15 protein-coding genes, 1 tRNA gene and 1 pseudogene are annotated in these 17,930 nt (G+C 62.7%); 6 read left to right on the top strand and 11 right to left on the bottom strand.

The features are described from left to right. Window positions 1-26 precede the first annotated feature (26 nt). The gene (locus V473_RS09165; protein WP_066602894.1) at window positions 27-500 is read right to left on the bottom strand and encodes an Lrp/AsnC family transcriptional regulator; all 474 of its coding nucleotides are present in this window, start codon (window positions 498-500) and stop codon (window positions 27-29) included. Window positions 501-720: 220 nt separating this feature from the next. On the opposite strand from V473_RS09165, the gene V473_RS09160 reads away from it, so the two are divergent. The 4 genes from V473_RS09160 to V473_RS09145 all read left to right on the top strand — a co-directional run bounded on the left by V473_RS09160 (window position 721) and on the right by V473_RS09145 (window position 5,134). Next, on the top strand, window positions 721-2,427 hold the full coding sequence (locus V473_RS09160) for a sensor histidine kinase (RefSeq protein WP_244884418.1): 1,707 nt from the start codon (window positions 721-723) through the stop codon (window positions 2,425-2,427). Between the two features lie 74 nt (window positions 2,428-2,501). Further along, complete coding sequence (locus tag V473_RS09155; RefSeq protein WP_066602893.1) at window positions 2,502-3,539, top strand: polysaccharide deacetylase family protein; 1,038 nt, start codon at window positions 2,502-2,504, stop codon at window positions 3,537-3,539. 24 nt (window positions 3,540-3,563) lie between these two features. Further along, window positions 3,564-3,640, top strand: a tRNA-Ile gene (locus tag V473_RS09150). Between the two features lie 162 nt (window positions 3,641-3,802). Then, window positions 3,803-5,134 (top strand): tyrosine-type recombinase/integrase, encoded by a 1,332-nt coding sequence (locus tag V473_RS09145; RefSeq protein WP_066602889.1) that lies wholly within the window; start codon window positions 3,803-3,805, stop codon window positions 5,132-5,134. A gap of 62 nt (window positions 5,135-5,196) precedes the next feature. Here the strand turns inward: V473_RS09145 and V473_RS24545 are convergent, their stop codons facing one another. Beyond that, window positions 5,197-5,496 (bottom strand): helix-turn-helix transcriptional regulator, encoded by a 300-nt coding sequence (locus V473_RS24545; RefSeq protein WP_082679050.1) that lies wholly within the window; start codon window positions 5,494-5,496, stop codon window positions 5,197-5,199. Between the two features lie 247 nt (window positions 5,497-5,743). Here V473_RS24545 and V473_RS09140 point away from each other — a divergent pair, with 247 nt between their 5' ends. Beyond that, window positions 5,744-6,184 carry a hypothetical protein gene (locus V473_RS09140; RefSeq protein WP_066602887.1) on the top strand — a complete coding sequence of 147 codons (441 nt, stop codon included), beginning with the start codon at window positions 5,744-5,746 and terminating at the stop codon, window positions 6,182-6,184. Here V473_RS09140 and V473_RS09135 read toward each other — a convergent pair. Both V473_RS09135 and V473_RS09130 read right to left on the bottom strand, forming a co-directional pair. Next, window positions 6,168-9,890 carry a conjugal transfer protein TraG N-terminal domain-containing protein gene (locus tag V473_RS09135; protein WP_066605400.1) on the bottom strand — a complete coding sequence of 1,241 codons (3,723 nt, stop codon included), beginning with the start codon at window positions 9,888-9,890 and terminating at the stop codon, window positions 6,168-6,170. The two genes, V473_RS09140 and V473_RS09135, sit on opposite strands and share 17 nt — an antisense overlap. Window positions 9,891-9,906: 16 nt before the next feature. Beyond that, window positions 9,907-11,328: a conjugal transfer protein TraH gene (locus V473_RS09130; protein ID WP_066602885.1), complete on the bottom strand. Its 1,422-nt coding sequence runs from the start codon at window positions 11,326-11,328 to the stop codon at window positions 9,907-9,909. Between the two features lie 137 nt (window positions 11,329-11,465). Here V473_RS09130 and V473_RS09125 point away from each other — a divergent pair, with 137 nt between their 5' ends. Further along, a complete protein-coding gene (locus V473_RS09125) occupies window positions 11,466-12,605 on the top strand; it encodes an ATP-binding protein (RefSeq protein WP_244884359.1) in 1,140 nt (379 codons plus the stop codon). Window positions 12,606-12,625: 20 nt separating this feature from the next. Here the strand turns inward: V473_RS09125 and V473_RS09120 are convergent, their stop codons facing one another. The 7 genes and pseudogenes from V473_RS09120 to V473_RS09095 form a co-directional block, all read right to left on the bottom strand. After that, complete coding sequence (locus V473_RS09120) at window positions 12,626-13,075, bottom strand: hypothetical protein (protein WP_330219414.1); 450 nt, start codon at window positions 13,073-13,075, stop codon at window positions 12,626-12,628. Between the two features lie 122 nt (window positions 13,076-13,197). Further along, window positions 13,198-13,296 (bottom strand): annotated as a pseudogene (locus tag V473_RS24620) (conjugal transfer protein TraF); the annotation flags it as partial. A gap of 122 nt (window positions 13,297-13,418) precedes the next feature. Beyond that, window positions 13,419-14,186: an IS21-like element ISSsp5 family helper ATPase IstB gene (gene istB / locus V473_RS09115; protein WP_007686288.1), complete on the bottom strand. Its 768-nt coding sequence runs from the start codon at window positions 14,184-14,186 to the stop codon at window positions 13,419-13,421. Further along, a complete protein-coding gene (gene istA, locus V473_RS09110) occupies window positions 14,183-15,676 on the bottom strand; it encodes an IS21 family transposase (protein ID WP_011950768.1) in 1,494 nt (497 codons plus the stop codon). Before istA ends, istB begins: the two co-directional genes overlap by 4 nt. A gap of 76 nt (window positions 15,677-15,752) precedes the next feature. Next, complete coding sequence (locus tag V473_RS09105) at window positions 15,753-16,556, bottom strand: conjugal transfer protein TraF (protein ID WP_066602876.1); 804 nt, start codon at window positions 16,554-16,556, stop codon at window positions 15,753-15,755. Beyond that, window positions 16,553-17,152, bottom strand: coding sequence for a S26 family signal peptidase (locus tag V473_RS09100; RefSeq protein WP_066602875.1), 600 nt, complete (start codon window positions 17,150-17,152; stop codon window positions 16,553-16,555). Before V473_RS09100 ends, V473_RS09105 begins: the two co-directional genes overlap by 4 nt. Beyond that, entirely contained in the window at window positions 17,124-17,891 is a 768-nt protein-coding gene (locus tag V473_RS09095; protein ID WP_330219413.1) for a type-F conjugative transfer system pilin assembly protein TrbC, read from the bottom strand. The genes V473_RS09100 and V473_RS09095 overlap by 29 nt, the downstream gene beginning before the upstream one ends. Window positions 17,892-17,930: the final 39 nt, after the last annotated feature.

Genomic DNA, 17,930 nt, shown 5'->3' with positions numbered 1-17,930 from the left:
CGCCGGACCCCCTGCGCCGTCCGGGTTCAGACGGGCAGGGGGACGCCGGGCTGGTTCTTTGATGTGCGGATGGTGAGCGACGTCTTGACGCTGACCACATTGGGCGCTGGCGTCAATTTCGACGTCAGGAACTGCTGGAAGCTTTGCAAGTCGCGCGCCACCACTTTCAGGATGAAGTCGATTTCGCCGTTCAGCATGTGACATTCGCGCACTTCGGGCAGCGATGCGACATGGTCCTGAAACGCTTTCAGATCGGCCTCCGCCTGGCTTTTCAGGCTGACCATGGCGAACACGGTGATGGTGTAGCCAAGCATCGCCGGATCGACGACGGCATGGTAGGATTTGATCGCGCCGGCTTCCTCCAGCGCGCGCACGCGACGCAGGCAGGGGGGCGCCGTCAGGCCGACTTTGCGTGCCAATTCCACATTGGTCATCCTGCCGTCCTGTTGCAGTTCGCCCAGAATCTGCATGTCGATGTCGTCGATATTGGGGCCGGCCATTATTTCGCTTATTTCCTGTCCTGTTTATGCGACCCATCATAATAATGTTTCAGGGCAATGCAATTGTCCCACTATGCGACGATCGCTTTCGTTCGCGGCATCGGGGCCTTTTCCTTTCCGCGTGGAGCGCCTATCGATGACCGGGGCCGTATCCGTGCGCTGCGGGGCACAGGCTGATAACCCGCATGATTTGGGGATTTTGGTGCGTTTCGACGATCTCATGCAGACAGTGCTGGCGGCGCAGGACCGTAGCGGGCTGGGCGCGGTGACGTTGTGGCGCCAATGTGTCGACCTCCTTGCCCAGCGCGATAGGCCGGATCGGCCCGCCATGGCCGCGTCGGCGCGTGGCGCGCTGCTCGACCGGCTGTCCGCGCTACGGCCGCAACTGACTGAAACGCAACGAATCGCGACGGTCGTGGAATTGGGCGGTCGCCTGCGCTCGCCCAGCCTGGTCGCCTTCTTCGCCAATGATCGGCCCTCGATCGCCGCCGCCGCCACGGCGCGGGCACAGTTGCCGGAAACGGCCTGGATCGACCTGCTGCCGCATCTGACGCCCACGGCGCGCGGCGTGCTGCGCGGTCGGCGCGATATCGGTCCGGCAACGCGGCAGGCGCTCGAAGCCTTCGGCGCGCATGATCTGGTCCTGTCCACCGCGCGGCAGGACATGATCGGCAACAGCGACATGATCCTGACGCCGGAGATGCTGGCGAAACCTGATCCCTCGCCCGTCGAGCCAAGGGCATCCGCGAAGGTGACGCCGCTTCGCCCGCAACCGGGCGACGAAGGTCAGATCCGCAACCTGGTCGATCGGATTGCGCGCTTCACAAGCGCGCGCAAGCCGCCCGAAGCCGCCAATGGCGACGCTTTTCCCGACAGAGAGGCCGCGCCCCGCGACTTCACGTTCGAAACCGATGCAGAGGGCATCATCCTGTGGATCGATCAGGGACCGCGCGCGGCGTTGATCGGGCTGATGCTGGGCGATGTCGCGCTCGAAGGCGGCAGCGGACCCGACGCCCATGTCGCCGGCGCTTTCGCGCGCCGCAGCGGCTTCCAGAATGGGCGCTATACTATCGTCGGCGGGGCTATGGCGGGCGAGTGGCGTCTGTCCGCAACGCCCTTTTTCGACACCCGCTCAGGCCGTTTCCAGGGCTATCGCGGACAGGCGCGCCGTCCTTTCCTGCATGAAGTCGCCAGCGAACCCAAGCCCGCAGCCATGGCCATTGCCGGACTGTCGGCCGACTCGTTGCGGCAATTGGTCCATGAATTGCGCACGCCCCTGAACGCCATATTGGGCTTTGCCGAGATCATCGAACAGGAATTGTTCGGCGCGGCCGGCATCCAATATCGCGACATGGCGGGCAAGATCGCGGTTGATGCGCGCCACCTGCTCGCGGCGTTCGACGATCTGGATCTGGCGGCCAGGGTGTCGCGCGGCGACGGCGCGACCATGCCCCAGCTTATCGACCCGGCGCTGTTGGTGACGCAGATCTCGACGCGCTTTGCCGATCAGGGCGCCGTCGGCATCGACATCGCCATCGCACCAGGCCTGCCGCAGGTGCGGATCGATCCGGTGCAGGGCGAACGGATGGTGCAGCATCTGCTGCGCACCGCCATTTCGGTCGCGCCGGTCGCCGAACCGGTGACTGGCGCCTGCTGGTTTCAGCCGGACGGCGCGGCCGGGCGGGTTGTCTTCGCGATCGACCGCCCCTCCACCCTGGTCGGCATGGACGAGGCGCAACTGCTAGATCCGGGCTATGACGCCAGCGGCGATTGGGTCGATGGTCCGTTGCTGGGCCTGGGCTTTTCGCTGCGGCTGATCCGCGGCCTGGCCGCCACGTGCGGCGGCGGACTGACGATTGAGCCGGGACGGCTGCTGCTGACCATCCCCGCGGTCGCGGTCGCCAGCGGTCTGGCCGATCACGCCTGAAGGGCTAGGCATGAGGCCAAGTCTGAAGGGGGCAGGGAAACCCTATCGCAACCATTGAGCGATAGAGATGCGACATGACTGCTCAACTTCATGATGGCAATCTGCTCCGGCCGCCGCTGGCGCAGGACATGATCGCCCTCGATCCCGCCTTCGGCGCCCGTTTCATGCTGTTCGTCGATACCGAGGAAGAGTTTGACTGGGATGCGCCGTTCAGCCGCGCCAGCAATCGCGTCACGGCCCTGCCGGGCATGGCGCGCGGTCAGGCCTATTTCGCCGCCGCTGGGGTCAAGCCTATCTATGTCACCGATTATCCAGTGATCGACAGCGATGCGGCGGCCGCAATGATGGGACAATGGGTTAATGATGGCGCGGCCGATATCGGCGCGCACCTCCACCCCTGGGTCAATCCGCCCCATGTGGAGGATGTGAACGCGGCCAACAGCTATGTCGGCTTCCTCCCTGAAGCGATCGAGCGCGCCAAGCTGGAGGCGCTCTGCCAGCGCATCGAGGAACGGTTCGGCCGTCGCCCCATCGCCTATCGCGCCGGGCGCTATGGCGTTGGCGCCAGCAGCGCACGCTTGCTGGAGGAGGCGGGCTTTCGCCTCGACAGTTCGGTCCGCAGCCGGTTCGACTATAGCCACCAGAATGGCCCCGATTTCCATGGCCTGCCGCAACATCCTTATTGGGCGGGACCGACCCGGTCGCTGATCGAATTGCCGCTGTCCACGGCCTTTGCCGGGCTGCTGCGCGGCGGCGGCGAGCGCCTGTATCGCGCGGCGCAGGCGATGGGGCCGCTGGCGGGAGCCCTGTCGCGCGCCCGGATGCTCAGCCGCATCCCGCTGACGCCTGAAGGTGTGCCGCTGCATGAGGCGATATCGGCGATCGACGCGCTGATCGATGAAGGCGTGCGCGTGCTGAATTTCAGCTTCCATTCGCCCACGCTGGAGCCTGGACATACGCCTTATGTCCGTACTGAAGGCGATCGGACGACCTTTTACCGCTGGTGGGACGGCGTGCTGACCCATCTGGAGCGCCGCGGCGTTACCGCCGCCAGCCTGGATCAATTCATTGCCGCAGTCCCTATGCGCGGACGGGCTTGCCAAGCGGCGTGATGCTGCCTATCGGCAGCGCAGGTGGGGCCTGTAGCTCAATTGGTTAGAGCTGTCCGCTCATAACGGATAGGTTGCGGGTTCAAGTCCTGCCGGGCCCACCAAAACTACCATCCAGCACTATTCCATGCTATCAATAATCCCTTGTAAAACAAAGGATTATACAGCCATGAGCGTTCAGAATAGTCCGTAGCAGTTTGAAACTGTTCACGAATCGAGGGGTAGATTTGGGGGTATCGGAGCTCCGATTTTGGGGTATTTTTCCGATGGCACTCACACATAATAAGATTGCAAACGCCAAGCCCACATCGCGGGATTATAAATTGTTTGATTCGAAAGGCTTGTTCCTGATCGTCTCGCCGGCGGGAGGAAAGTCATGGCGCTTTAAATATCGCTTCGGCGAGCGTGAGCGACTTTTGACCCTGGGTAAGTTTCCCGACCTCGGTTTGGTCGCGGCGCGGGAGGCTCGCACAAAGGCCGCCGAACTTCTCGCGCAGGGCAAAAACCCTGCCATCGAGAAGAAGAAGGTGAAGATGCAGCGCCGGGCGGCATCGGAGGCGACGTTCCGCAAGCTCGGCAACGAATGGCTCGCAGACATGAAACCGACTTGGTCGCTTTCGAATTACACGCGTGTCAAGAATCGGCTGGACCGCGATCTCTTTCCGCAATTTGGAAGCATTCCAGTCGGCGACATAGAAAGCGAGGCGATCTTGCGCGCGCTGCGAAGGATTGAGGCGAGAGGATCGATCGAGACCGCCAAGCGTGTGCGCGGCTATGTCCATAGCATCTTCAAACGGGCAAAGGGAGAGAGGCTTGTCGAGCTCCCCATCCTCATGGAGATCGATGAGATCAAAAGCGCATTGAAGCCCGCGCGGCGGGGGCGACGTCAGCCCGCGCTGACCGAGGTCGCTGATATCATCGAGTTCCAGCGCTGTGTCGATCGATCAACCTCGAATCTTTTGACGAAACTGGCATCCCGGCTTTTGGGCCTGACCCTGGTGCGCGTTGGCGTCCTGCGGGCAGCACCATGGTCGGAGTTTCAGGGAATAGATTGGGACGATCCTGATACACCGCCAGATCAACCGATCTGGCGTATCCCGGCGAGCCGGATGAAACTTGTCGTCGAGGACAAGGAAAATCCAGCCTTCGGGCACGACGTCCCTCTCTGCCATCAAGCCGTCGAAGTGCTCAGAATTATTCGGATGATCACAGGAAGCCTTCCGATCCTGTTTCCGAGCGCGAAAGGCTGGAGGCAACCCATGTCGGATGCAGCGCTCAGCACAATGTACAAGCGCATGGCAGGGGGACGGTATCAAGGCCAGATGGTGCCTCATGGTTGGCGTTCATCATTCTCGACGATCATGAATGAACGGGCCGCCGATCTTGAACGCGACGGCGATCGGATGGTCATCGACATGATCCTGGCGCACGTTCCTGAAGGCGTTTCTGCTTCGGAATGGTCCTATAATCGATCGCGTTATCGAAGGCCGCGGACCTCGCTCCATCAGGTGTGGGCTGACATGATTTCCGAGGGACTGGTGTCTCCTCACGAACTTCTATCGCGGGAGACGAGCCTGAAGGGAGACACGGCGGCCTGAATGTGCCGGTCGCTCCCATCGGCTGTATGGGAGCGACCGATACAACAACGCCGGCCTCCGGATCAGGCTTGGCTTGGTGGCAAATAGCCGCGAAGTTCGATCCTCGCAGGACTGTTCGAGGGCCGATATCCCATAGGGTTCGCGATGAACTCCTCGATCTCGCTCTCATACCAGGCAACCGCCCGAACACCGATGCGCAGGCGTCTAGGGAACCGGCCTGCGAGCTCGCGACGATAGATCGTCGATATCGGCATGCCGGTCCTCGAAATGACCGCCTTCAGCCTCAAAAGCCGATCCGTCTGGCGCCTTCGATCCCGATATGAGGGGTCTGGCTCTGAGTTTGGATAACGTTCACGTGTCATTGAGCATCCTTCTTGATGAAGGTCTGCCCGCCGTCGGAAATTATGCTTCAGTTCGCACCACGTATCAAGCTGGCTTGAGTCATGATCTCAATGTTTGCGGCGCTCGCCCGGTGACGATTACTCCGACGAGGCGATGAGCGGACTGAGGGGAGGTTGCTAGGTGAAACGGTGGAAAACCCACAAAAATTGAGGCATTTCCGCTTTCGTGAGGCGGTCAGGGTGATATGTTGTCTACAAGGAACAACTTATGCCGAATGCAGATCAGGACAGGCCCGGTTTAGCCGATAGTCGACCACTTAGGATCGGCGACTGGTTATGGCGTCCAGTCTACGCGAAGCTCTGGTGGTCCGCTGTTCCGCTCTATTGGGGCGGAATGGCTGCCAGTGAGCACGTGCAGCGACTCGGCGATTTCTACGGCTCAGCGGCAGCCGGGTTTTTGACGATCTTCTTTTTCCCGCCTCTCGTCGCATTCATCCTGTGTTTCGGCTTCTTCCGTGAGTGGTTGGCCGCGCAGTCTCATGCCGACAGTGATGCCGAAGTCGCAGATGAGATGTTTCTCGGCGCTGACAGCTACGGGCCGTCGGGAATGCCGTGCGAATTCGATCCTTTGGATCCCCGCTCTGGAACACTTTGGGTCGGTAATACCCTCAATCCGTTGAACGCAGCCTATATCAATCGCGCTTCTTAAAGGCGGAGTTTCCATCCGCTGGCCCGTTATCTAGATCGTTCGAAAAGCCGCCACTACGGAGGATAGACGCTTGTTCGATCGAGTTTATCGGAGCGGTCAGGTCTGTCGTCCCTCGTCTGCTGTCCGCCTCGCCGAGATACCGGTTACGGAGCCCCTGGGGACCCAGAATCTCAGATGATAGCTGATCTGCGAATTCTGCGCTTGGATTTGCCGATCGGGATGCTGCTTTCTCTGCCTTCGCTATCGCTTCGCGCACATCGTAATTGACGACATTTAGCTGAGAGTTGGCTGTCTCGCTTGTGATGCTGCTTTCCTGTGACGAGGCACCTATGGAGCCTCCACTTCGACCGGTAGCGCCTCGAGACGGGGCTGACGCTTTGCCAAGGGGGGCGCCGCTCACGGCACCGCCGCCGATTTCGCCTTTTACTGAAATGCCGAATGCCGTCTGATCCTGTGCCGATCGCGAAATATTCCGCTCCCAGCCGGTCTGCGCCATAATAGCCTGAACGTCGCGCTGCAGGGTATCGGCGACCTGGGGCTTGAGCCGCCAATCGCCCTTGCGGTCCATCTCGAACCCACCGCGCAGCCAGTTGGCCATGGCGGCGCGGCCTTCCGCCCCTCCGCCCATGAAATGCTCGATCGTATCGGGCCCAGCCTGTTTGCCGGCCTCGAACCGCGTGCTGCTGTCGTTGCGTGCCGATTGCTCGAAGCCCGCGCTGCTGGAGACGAGAAGATCATTATGGGCAAGGCTGAAGCGGGCGTGACCGCCATTGGCCACAGCGCCTAGCTGGCTTTCATTGAGGAGACCGGCCTGCCACATCTGGGCGGCCGCTGCCGGTGTCAGGTTGAGGCTGAAATCGCCATTCTGGTCCATCGCGATCTGGCGCTTGCTCAGGTCGATACCGTTCGCGCGGAGGAGCGACTGCATACGGGTGAGGCGCTCCTTGTCCACGATGCCAGTGAGGCGGGCGTTGCGCGCGCGGTCGGCGATGCCTTCCGCGCCGCCTTCGGCCATATCAACCTGATTGCCCGATGTGTCGGTCAGTGTCCGGATGAAGCTGTCGAGCCGTGCGGCTTCTCGCGTCGATACGCCTGCGGCAGCCGCGCCCTCGGCAAAGCCGAAATTTTCAGATTGCCGACGCTGCTCCCCAATCCGTGCCGCCTCCCGCGTCCCGTCATGTCCGACCTCACGCTGGGCATCGAGCTTGCCCGACCGTTCCGCAAAATCATAGCCGGCGGCTTCCCGGGTGCGACCGTAGACACTTGTGCCTTCCCGGGCCGCCTCGGCCGTGGCGCCATCAGCCGTCCCGAGCTCGGTGGACGCTCGATAGGTCTCCAGCGCCCGCGCGACCTGCGCCTCATTGCGACCCGTCTCGCGGGAGAGTTGAGTGATGGCGGAAGAGCGCGCTTCGCCGGAGAGCGCATTGATGAAGGAGATGCGGCGGCTCATTTCATCGACCGGCAATCCAAGCATGGCTGCCGCCTGGCGCTGACCTTCATTGCCTCCGGTGCGGTGCGCCTGTTCGGTCGAGACATTGCCCCGTTCGACCGATGCGACCTGGTCACCCGCATAATCGCGGCGGCCTTCCATCGCGCCAACCTGGACCTGAGCCTGGGTCAGGTCGTTGCGCAACATCTGTTCCTGGGCAAAGCTGTTCGCGATCAGTTTAGCGAAGGTCGGATCGGCGCTGGCTTGTGCAATCACGCCGCTGGCCTTCAACTGGGCATCCTCGCCTGAGTAGCCGGCGCGCTCGAAATGGCGCGTCGCGCCCTGCATCATCATGCCATAGGCGCGGGTGTCGCCGAAGGCCCGCCACTGGACCAGATTTTGGGTGAAACCGGCGAACGTCTTTTCCCCCGCTTCCCCGCCGCCAAAATAGCCGGTGCCGAGTTTTCGCAGGGCATCTTTCTCGGCGAAACTGTGGATCGCGCCTGTCGCAGCGGCTGCGCGCACGGCGCTTGCCGTAGCTGGATCGCTGAGATCCTTGCCCGTCAGCGCCGGGGCGAGGCCGCCCAGCTCACGTGCCGCGTCGATTCCGCCAAGCGCCATTGCGGTGCCGCCTGGACTACCGTCGCCATGGGCTGCGCCGATCGCGCCGGCTGCGCCAAAACCGCGATTGGCGGCAAAGCTCGAGCGCTCGCCAAAGTCGCCAAAACCCGAGGCCGCGCCACGGCGGGCGCCTGTGCCCATGGCGGATGCCTGCGCTTCCAGCGCGGAGGCGTAGCCTTCCGACGTCGAGACGTTGGCGGCAGCGGCGGAACCTTGGGCCTGCGCCCCAAGCGAACCGCTGGTGAAGGCGGAGAAGACATTGCCCGAAAAGCGGAAGACGGTGAACACGAAGGCACCGGCCAGCCCCGCAGCGGCGGTTCGAAAACTCCCGAATATGGCAAGGGCCTTCATGGCGGAGGAGGGGGCCAGCATCCAGGCATTGGCGGCGAGATGGTTCGAGCGCATCTCGGCCAGAACCGCCATCGCGCGTCCGAGGGTCAGTTGGTAGATGCCGGCATCGATAACGCCCCAGAGCGCGACGAACACGAATAGACCGAGAGCAAAACTCGCAACTCGCAGGTTTATGGGCGTCAGGATGAAGAGCAGCGCTATCGGCATCATGAACAGCATGATCCCGAACACCGTCGCGCGGATCGTCGGCATCCATTCGTTGGCCGTCGACATGGTCGCAAGGCCGCTCGAGACCATCGCCCTGTTGGCCATGACCCGGGAGGCAGTCGCTGGGCTATCCTCGAAGAGAACGTCCCCCACGCTGTTGCCAAGAAGGATGTTGGTGAGGAAGGCCTGGGCGGTGAGTGGCGTTCCCAGCATCATGTCGCCCATCTCCGCCAGGTTTGATCGGCAGCGGGCGAGTTGATCCGGCTTAGCAATGTCATAGCCGGTCCGGGTGCAGACCTGAGCGGAATAGCTCTCGAACATAGCGGCGTCGGACAGGCGCTCGGAGATATGCTGCCAGGCTTCCTCGCAACTGACCGTCGTGCCGCCCTTGTCCGCTGCGGTGAAGACCGTGCTGAACGTTGCGGGCCCTGCCATGGCGGCGAAGGCAGCAGGGAGATCGGAACTGGTGCGGAAAAGCTGATCGTCGTCGATCCCGTAGGCGGGCGACACCCGCGCGACCGGATAGCATTGACGGACATAATCTTTGATCGTCGCGTCGAGAAAGGCGTCGGTCATCGGGCCACGCGGCGAGACGGCATTGAGGAAAAGATCAAACGCATGGCCGCCCGCGCCAAATTCGAGCTTGGCGTGGGGATCGAGCACATTGTCGTCGATGGTCTCGGCGAGCGCGCGCTCCGTCATATTGGTGACGCCTGCGACCAGAACGATGAGATTGGGGACATCGCCGACCGGCTGGTAAGCATTGCGGACCCGGTCGTAGACATGGACGGTTCCAGTGGTCGCGACGAGACCGACGAAGAGGCCGATCCCGGCAAGCATCTGAAGGCCAAAAGCAACAAGGCCCATGCCGGTGCCCCGGATCATGGCGAGGACCGCGCCCAGCGCCAGGCCGACCACCGCTATGATCAGGACCAGCGTCTCGTAACGCGGATCGGTGAAGATCATCGAGACGAGGCGGAAGGCATCCACCGTCTCGGCAAAGCCGTCATAGGTATGAAAGCTCGCCTCCAGCGCCAGCGCCGGGGCGGTGGGGAGAAGGGCAGCGAGGGCAGCAAGAGTGCGGAGGGCTTTGCGCATGGAGCAGGCCTTCGGATCAGCGGTTGCGGTTTGCGGCGGCGCCGGCGGCATCGCGCGCATCCTTGTCGCGCTGGCGGATGAGGCCGGCATAGCTGGTCGAGAGGTTCGTCTGGGAGAGGGCGGCGAGGTAGGATTGCCGCATCTGCGCGCGCTGGCGCAGCACCTCTTCGCGGAGTTCTCGCAGTTGCTCGATACCCTTGGTGAGAATGCGGGTCTGGCAGATATTGACGCTGCTGCTGTCAGCCGCGCCGGCTGCCGTCGTCCCTCGCTCCGCGTTGGAGAGCGCGAAGTCGATACTGCGGGTCAGGTCGTTGAGCATCTGATAGGCGAGGGTCAGCGCCACCAGATCGTCGGTGTCACCAATCACCGAGTCCACAACATCCTGCCGCACGCCCCATTCGAGCATGCGATAAACGGGCAAGGTTCGGACATTGGCGACGAACTGCCGCTCCTCTGCCGTCAGGGCCGCGCGGGTCCTGATCTTCTCCGCGATCCCTGTCATGCGCTCGCGCGTCAGGCTGAGCGCGCCCTTGCCACCGTCCTGGGTGCAATCGGCACTGGTCGCAGGCACATTGAGCGCGCGGCGCATCACGCGGCCGCTCAGGAAATCGTCAGGTGAATCGCTGTCCTGGGCAGCGCAGGCAGGGATGGCCGAGAAGAGCGGGACCTTGTCATTGTCGTCCCAGCGCATGTAGACGTCGCCCACCCGCGCCCGCATGACGCCTGCCCAGTCCGAGGCGCCGACCCGGGCGGCGGCATGGGCGAGGAGGGAGCCAGTCTTGAAGATGTCGGTGACGTCGGCTGGGCAGTTGGCGAGTGCGTCCTTCAGATCCTCGGTCGGATTATTGCGATTGGACTGGATCTTCTCGCGGCTCTGCTGGTAGCTTTTGGAGAGGCCGGCCTTTACCGACTTGTAGCCAGTCATTTCTTCGATGATGCCTGACATATTGTCATCGCCCTTGGCGATCTGGACCATGCGGTTGGCGAGGCGGCAGTCATTGACCTGGATGGAATTGAGGTAATTGGTAGCCGCTTCCATCTTCGAAATGATGTTTCCCATTTTCTCGTCGAGCGTTTCGAGCAGATATTGAAAAGCGACGGCGGGAGCCGCCTGAAGGATGCTTTCGAGTTTCTCGACCAGATAATCGGGGTCGAGAAAGGACATGCCGCCAAGGAACATGTCGATGCCGCCGCAGCCTGCTTTCACCTTGGGAAGTGTCAGGCTCATCAGATAGTCATCATGGACGTCGACCCGGCCCGACATGCCGCCGGCGGTGACATAGCCGCGTGTCTGGTCCTCGAAGCTGCCAGGGCTGGTATAGGTCACATTATCGAACCAATGCTCTGCCCAACTCTGGGCATAGGCGGGCGCGCTGCCACTACAGGCTGCGAGAAGAAAAAAGGCCGAAATCAGGCAGCGGTTGTTGGGACGTTGCATGGCGGAAGTCTCCAGGACAAAAGGGTAAAGGGAGACCCGGGCCGCCATTCCCGGAACTTTTTCGAGAAATTAACCTTGCAAATCAGGAATTGATTTCCAATAATGCTAGGATGATAGACCGTCGTATCGCAACGCGCGTGACTGAACGCCTGAGCGAATCTCCAGCTGTGGCGCTGCTTGGGCCAAGGCAGGTGGGCAAGACCACCCTTGCCCTGGAGATTGGGGAGACTGTCCCTTCCATCTATCTCGACCTTGAATCCGAGGCGGACAGGGCAAAACTGAGCGATCCCGAACTTTATCTCTCGGGGCATCAGGACAAGCTGGTGATCCTGGATGAGGTTCATCGTCTGCCTGGTCTCTTCCAGACATTGCGCGGTCTCATCGACAAGGGCAGGCGTGCCGGCTTCAAGTCCGGGCGTTTCCTCCTCCTGGGCTCCGCATCGATCGATCTGCTGGCCCAGTCGGGCGAGAGCCTGGCCGGCCGAGTCAGCTATCTTGAAATGGGGCCACTCGATGCGCTCGAGATCGATGCGCAGGCTATGAACCGCCTCTGGGTCCGGGGCGGATTCCCGGACAGCTTTCTGGGACGCAGCGATCGTTCGAGCCTGCGCTGGCGGCAGGACTTCATCCGGACCTATCTGGAGCGGGACGTTCCGATGCTTGGCCCAAGGATCGCAGCAGAGACGCTGCGACGCTTCTGGACGATGCTTGCGCATCATCAGTCGGGTTTGCTTAACGCAGCGGATTTCGCGCGCGGCCTCGGCCTGGATTCCAAGACCGTCGCCAATTATCTTGACCTTCTCGTCGACCTGTTGCTCGTCCGCCGCCTTGAACCCTGGCACAGCAATAGTGCCAAGAGGCTCGTCAAATCGCCGCGCATCTATGTCAGGGACAGCGGCCTCGTCCACGCCCTGCTTGGGCTTGGGGATGAGGAGGCGATCCTTGGCCATCCCGTGGTAGGCGGGAGTTGGGAAGGCTTCGCCATCGAGACTCTTATTGCCGCAGCGCCTGAAGGCAGCGTCGCCAATTTTTACCGGACCTCGGCAGGCGCAGAGATTGATTTGCTCATCACCCTGCCTGGCGGCGAACTGTGGGTCTATGAGATCAAGCGTAGCCTCGCACCCAAGGTCGAGCGCGGCTTTCATCATGCTTGCGAGGATCTGCGGCCTGCGCGTCGGTTCGTTATCTATCCCGGGACGGAGATCTATCCCATGTCGAGCGATATCGCCGTCATGCCGCTTCAGGCAGCCGGCCAGGATCTGCTCGCGCGCCACTGACAGCGGCCAGATCGCCCGGCTCATGGCTGCGCTCCTGAAGATTCGCCAGCGCCCACGATCCCGGTAAATTTGGCCATGGCACGCACGCCAACGGCCGGTCGGACGCCGGTCTGCATCTTGACGCCAAGGTAGATGTTGCGTGCGAGATTGGCCTCAAGGTCGGTGCCGACAGCGATGGGGATTAGACGGTTGGGATCGCCAACCGGCCGCAGCCAGGCGACCGGATGGCCAATCCATGGAAGGCCAAGCCGCCCGGACCGAAGCATGGCTTCGCTCTTAGCGATAGTGCGGACGGAGATCCCGTACCGTGCCTTCAATCTGGCGAATTTGCCCCAAAGATCGCCGCAGGGCAGGCAGCCGGGCGAACTGCTCATCTCGATGAGGATTGCCGATCCCTGACCGCGCATGGTCGCTTCGAAATCGGGTGGATAGTCGGTGGTGCGCGGAACCCGGCCGAGCCATCGGCGCATCGCAGCCTCGCTTGCGACCGGATGTATGGCTGCTCGCGCAGCATCTGCCCGGCTCGGGCTTGCTGCCCCAAGCGGCGCAGCAGTGATGGCCATGACGCAGAGGGCGAGCGCTGCGCGGAATGTCATGGTGCGCCCCGATCCGTCTCGATCGATGGATCGCTCGCAGCCACCGGGCCATTGGCCAGCGCGTCGAAGAATCCACCTTCTTCACCGGCCCCGGTGTCAACGGCGGAGCAAAAGTCGGCCATTCGGCGGCGTAAAACCAGGCCATCGTGTTACATGCCGGGGGGAGTGGCGTGAGGGCGTAGCCCGAGGGCCACTCCCCCCGGCATTGGTGTAATTTTCAGGGTCTGGTTTTGGCCTTGCGGGCCCGGCTGTGCGCGAGGCGATAGCTTTCGCCGTTCATCTCGAGGATGCTGACGTGATGGGTCAGGCGATCGAGGAGCGCGCCTGTGAGACGCTCAGATCCGAAGGTTTCGGTCCATTCGTCGAAGGGCAGGTTGCTGGTGATGAAGGTGGAGCCGCGTTCGTAACGCTGGGAGATCAGCTCGAACAACAGTTCGGCGCCGGTCTTGGAGAGCGGCACAAAGCCCAGTTCGTCGATGATGAGCAGCTTGTATCCGGCCATCTGCTTCTGGAAGCGCAGAAGACGGCGCTCGTCGCGGGCCTCCATCATTTCGCTGACCAGCGCTGCCGCGGTGGTGAAGCCCACCGACAGTCCTTTCTGGCATGCTGCCAGTCCGAGCCCCAACGCTACGTGCGTCTTTCCGGTGCCTGATGGCCCCAGAGCGATGGCGTTCTCACGCCGCTCGATCCACTCGCAGCGCGCCATCTCGAGCACCTGCATCTTGTTGAGCCTGGGGATGGCGGCGAAGTCGAAGCTGTCGAGGCTTTTGACGGCGGGGAAGCGCGCGGCCTTGATGCGCCGCTCGACCATGCGACGCTCCCTGTCGATCATTTCCATCTCGACGAGGCGGGCGAGGAAGCGGATATGATCGACGCCTTCAGCGGCACATTGCCGCGCGAGCTTGTGATGCTCACGCAGGCACGTAGGCAGCTTGAGCGCCTTGAGATGGTGAGCGAGAAGGATCTCCGGGGCCTGATCGCTCATGCGGCCTCCTGCCGGTCGGAGAGCAGGCTCAGATAGGCTCTGGCAAAGGTCTTCTCGACCGTGGTGCGTGGCAGGAAGGGATAGACGTCCAGGTCCAGCCTGGGCGGTACGCGTTCGATCCGGCACAGGACGAGGTGCTTGACGGCATCGAAGCCGATGGCGCCAAGATCGATGGCCTGTTCGACCGCCGCCTGGAGATCGGCGAGGGTGAACGTTTCCAGCAGGCGCAGTACCTGCACATATTCGCGCCTGCCATGTTTGTGCATGCGCCCTTCCATCAACCGCTGCAGTGTCGTGAACGCTTCGGGCAGGTCCCAGCCCTGCAAAGGCGCAGCCTGGTCGAATGCGTTGATCTTCTGCTCGATCAGCGGGAGATAATGGAGCGGGTCGAAGACAACCTCCTCGCGGGCATAGCAACGAGGATGACGGGCGATGACTTCGCTGCGGCAGCCGATCACCACCTCATCGACATAGGCCCTGATCCAGACCTCCTGATGGCCCCAGGCCACCGGAACCGAATAATCGTTGGTCCTGTAGCGCACCAGGGATTGCGAGGAGACCCGCCCGCCTTTCTGATCGCAGGCCTCGAAGGGTGTAGCGGGCAGAGGCTGCATGGCCGCGAGATCGCGCTGCAGCCGCTCACCGATCGTCTCGCTCTGCCCGCGCACCTTGTCCTGCTGGCGCTTGCGGCATTGCTCCTCCAGCCACAGGTTGAACGCCTCCCAGGTCGGGAACTTCGGGATCGGCACCATGAAGTTGCGCCGGCAATAGCCTACCAGCCCCTCCACATTGCCTTTCTCGTTCCCCTTGCCCGGGCGAGCATAGCGGTCGCGGATCACGTAATGTGACAGGAAAGCGCTGAACAGCGTGGCACGCTGCCGCGTGCCGTCGGGCAGGATCTTCGTCACAAGGCAGCGATCGTTGTCATAGACGATCGAGCGCGGTACCGCGCCGAAAAACGCGAAGGCATGCACGTGTCCGTCCACCCAGGCCTCCGCCACCGCCGCCGGATAGGCCCGCACATAGCAGGCATCACTGTGCGGCAGATCGAGCGCGAAGAAGTAGGCCTTCTGCTCCACCCCGCCGATCTCCACCAGCGCTTCCCCGAAATCGGCCTGCGCATCTCCCGCAGGGTGCGCCAGCGGCACGAACATCTCCCGGCTGCGCTGTTCGCGCTCCCGGATGTAATCCTTGATGATCGTATAGCCGCCGGTGAAACCATGCTCGGTGCGCAAACGGTCGAATACCCGCTTCGCCGTATGGCGTTGCTTGCGCGGGACACTGCGGTCACCCTCAAGCCATCCATCAATGATCGCCACAAACCCGTCCAGCTTCGGGCGCTGCGGTACGGACTGGCGCCGGTAACCCGGCGGCGATGAAAACGACAGCATCTTGCGTACCGTTTCGCGCGACACATTGAAACGCTTCGCCGCCGCCCGTTGGCTCATGCCATCCGCGCAAGCCAGACGGACCTGAAGATAAAGTTCCACGCTGTAGATCCCCACACCTCCCTGACTCGGCAGAAAGGCTTCAAGGTGGACGACTTTTACGCCGCCCGCAGCAGGACTATCCCGCCGCTACCGTGGTCGAATATTGCTCCGCCGTTCTCACCCCGGTCAGGAATTGCTCGGGCCTGATGTCGCCAGAGAGCAATTTTACCGCCTGATAGGCTGTCTGTATGAGGTTGGGATAGGCCTCGACCCCATTGGCGATCACCATCCGCTGGTTTGTGCCGCGACGAATGATCATGGTCGTGGGCGTCACCTCGACCGCGAACCTCGCCTTGAGGTCCGGACGGCGGTCGAGATCCTGGGCACTGACCTGCCAGCCCATTTCATCCTGAAAGCGCTGGATGAGTGGCCATTGGACGCGGCAATATCCGCAACTGGCGCGCGAAAACATGACGAGCGCGAACTCACTGCCCTTCGCTCGGAGATAGGCGCGCCGCGCCGCATCTTTCTGCGCGCCCTGGGCGTCGCGCGCGTCGCCCACCACCGGATAGGCGCTGCGCGCGCTCAGTTCAGGATGGGTGAGAAGCGCGAGCTGGGTCACGCCCGCGAAGGCCCGGGCCTTGCGGCGGGCAAAGTCCTGGAGACGCCAGAAGTCAGCGACGGCATCGACGGTGAGGACGGTTGCAGCATAATCGCGTTGCTCGGTGATGAGCTTGGCGATCCGCGGCGGGCTCCAGCGCGCAAGCTCCGCCATGGGCGGAATGAGCGGCGGCTCGGGGGGCGCCTCCTCTGCCTCGTTGGTGGGCTTGGGCAGCGCATACCACCAGAAGCCACGCTTCACCGGGTCGGCCTGCGCAGCAGCCGGGCTGCCGATGAGCAAAGCTGCCAGCGACGCCCATGCCTTGAGGACGTGCTTCACAGCACGCGCTCCATCCGCGTCAGACGCTCGATCCGCACAGGGCCAAAATAGCGGCTGTCAAAGCCGTCGCGATGATCTGAGCCGACATAGATATAGCCCGATGGCAACGGGTGGTCGCCCCAGCGCAGGTGATCGAGCCGCTGGCCTCTTCGCCCGAAGGGACGGCTGGCTCCTAAATAATGGGCACCGCAATAATAGAGGCTTCCCGTCACTGCGCCGTCATGGATTGAGCGCCGTTCGACCTCGCGGAGGCGTTCGCCAGGAAGGCAGAGCGCGCGCTTGGTGACGCTGACGGCATGCGGACCCGCGATCGGATGGGAGAGTTCGAACATCACGAGATCGCCCTTGCGGATTGGCCCCGGTGCCTCGCGGACCGCCCATGCGTCGATCGATGGGCTCATGACGATGGTGACGGCTGGTATGGCGGTCCAGGTGAGGCAGGCGATCGGCACCACGATAGCGAGGGAGGCGAGGAAACGACGCGGATTGGCGGGTTGATCTCCGGTTCTGCCGCCAAGTGCCGCGGCCGCTTCGCGCGGGAGTGCCTTGATGCGAGGCCACAGGCCCTTAGCGCCGAGAAAGACGAGCCGCAGCATCGCTGACCTCCTCCTTGCCGCCCAGGCGCGCATATTCCTCGACGAGCCCTGAAAGCGCTGCATCGCCATAGATGAGGTGTGAGGCGCGTGGACCTGCCTCATCCTCCCGCTCACAATAGGGTTGGGTGGGATCGCCCGGCACCATGGCGAAGGCAGGAACGCGCCCAACGCCGTGCTGCCTGAAGAGGATGGGGTCGACCACGACCTGAACGTCGCGCATCGCACAGGCGGGGCCCTCGCAGCCCGGATCGATCCGCAGCATTTTTGCGGTCAACTCGGCCATTGGCGCGACTTGTCTCATGCCGCCGGGCATGCCGCGGAAAGCGATCACGCCGCCGACCCGCTCAAGCTGCACGGCATAGGTGCGCAGGGTCTCGACTGGCATGGACGATGAGGCGAAGAGCAGGGGAACAAAGCCCATTTTGGGTTGCCTTGTAGGGATTGGCGCGACCTCATCCTGAAGCCCCGGGGCCGCGAGGCCGAGGGCCTGATAGATGCGCGCGTTCATGGCCTCTTGGCTCACGGCAAGGCCTTCGCGTGCTGCGGCTTGAGCCGCATTTGCCCGGACTTCGAGGGCGGGTGCCTGGACCCGCCTTCGCATGGCTTCAAAGGCCCGTCGCTTCATTGCAGGCGTCGGCGCTGGCAGATAGGAAGGGCCGACGGTCTTGGCCGGCTTTCGCTTTTCCATCGCGTCGGCCAGACGGTCGAGGGGGGCTTCCTGCGCGGCGGTAACCGACACATGACACAATAGCAGGAGAGCGCCGGCGAGCGCCGATCT

The organism is Sphingobium cupriresistens LL01, assembly GCF_001046645.1.
Lineage (GTDB): Bacteria > Pseudomonadota > Alphaproteobacteria > Sphingomonadales > Sphingomonadaceae > Sphingobium > Sphingobium cupriresistens.
This window is presented reverse-complemented; position numbering and strand designations above follow the sequence as displayed.

Coding starts and splice junctions, on each gene's coding strand:
- V473_RS09165 (WP_066602894.1), bottom strand. CDS start 500: ATGGCCGGCCCCAATATCGACGACATCGACATGCAGATTCTGGGCGAA.
- V473_RS09160 (WP_244884418.1), top strand. CDS start 721: ATGCAGACAGTGCTGGCGGCGCAGGACCGTAGCGGGCTGGGCGCGGTG.
- V473_RS09155 (WP_066602893.1), top strand. CDS start 2,502: ATGACTGCTCAACTTCATGATGGCAATCTGCTCCGGCCGCCGCTGGCG.
- V473_RS09145 (WP_066602889.1), top strand. CDS start 3,803: ATGGCACTCACACATAATAAGATTGCAAACGCCAAGCCCACATCGCGG.
- V473_RS24545 (WP_082679050.1), bottom strand. CDS start 5,496: ATGACACGTGAACGTTATCCAAACTCAGAGCCAGACCCCTCATATCGG.
- V473_RS09140 (WP_066602887.1), top strand. CDS start 5,744: ATGCCGAATGCAGATCAGGACAGGCCCGGTTTAGCCGATAGTCGACCA.
- V473_RS09135 (WP_066605400.1), bottom strand. CDS start 9,890: ATGCGCAAAGCCCTCCGCACTCTTGCTGCCCTCGCTGCCCTTCTCCCC.
- V473_RS09130 (WP_066602885.1), bottom strand. CDS start 11,328: ATGCAACGTCCCAACAACCGCTGCCTGATTTCGGCCTTTTTTCTTCTC.
- V473_RS09120 (WP_330219414.1), bottom strand. CDS start 13,075: ATGCGCCGATGGCTCGGCCGGGTTCCGCGCACCACCGACTATCCACCC.
- istB (WP_007686288.1), bottom strand. CDS start 14,186: ATGAGCGATCAGGCCCCGGAGATCCTTCTCGCTCACCATCTCAAGGCG.
- V473_RS09100 (WP_066602875.1), bottom strand. CDS start 17,152: ATGCTGCGGCTCGTCTTTCTCGGCGCTAAGGGCCTGTGGCCTCGCATC.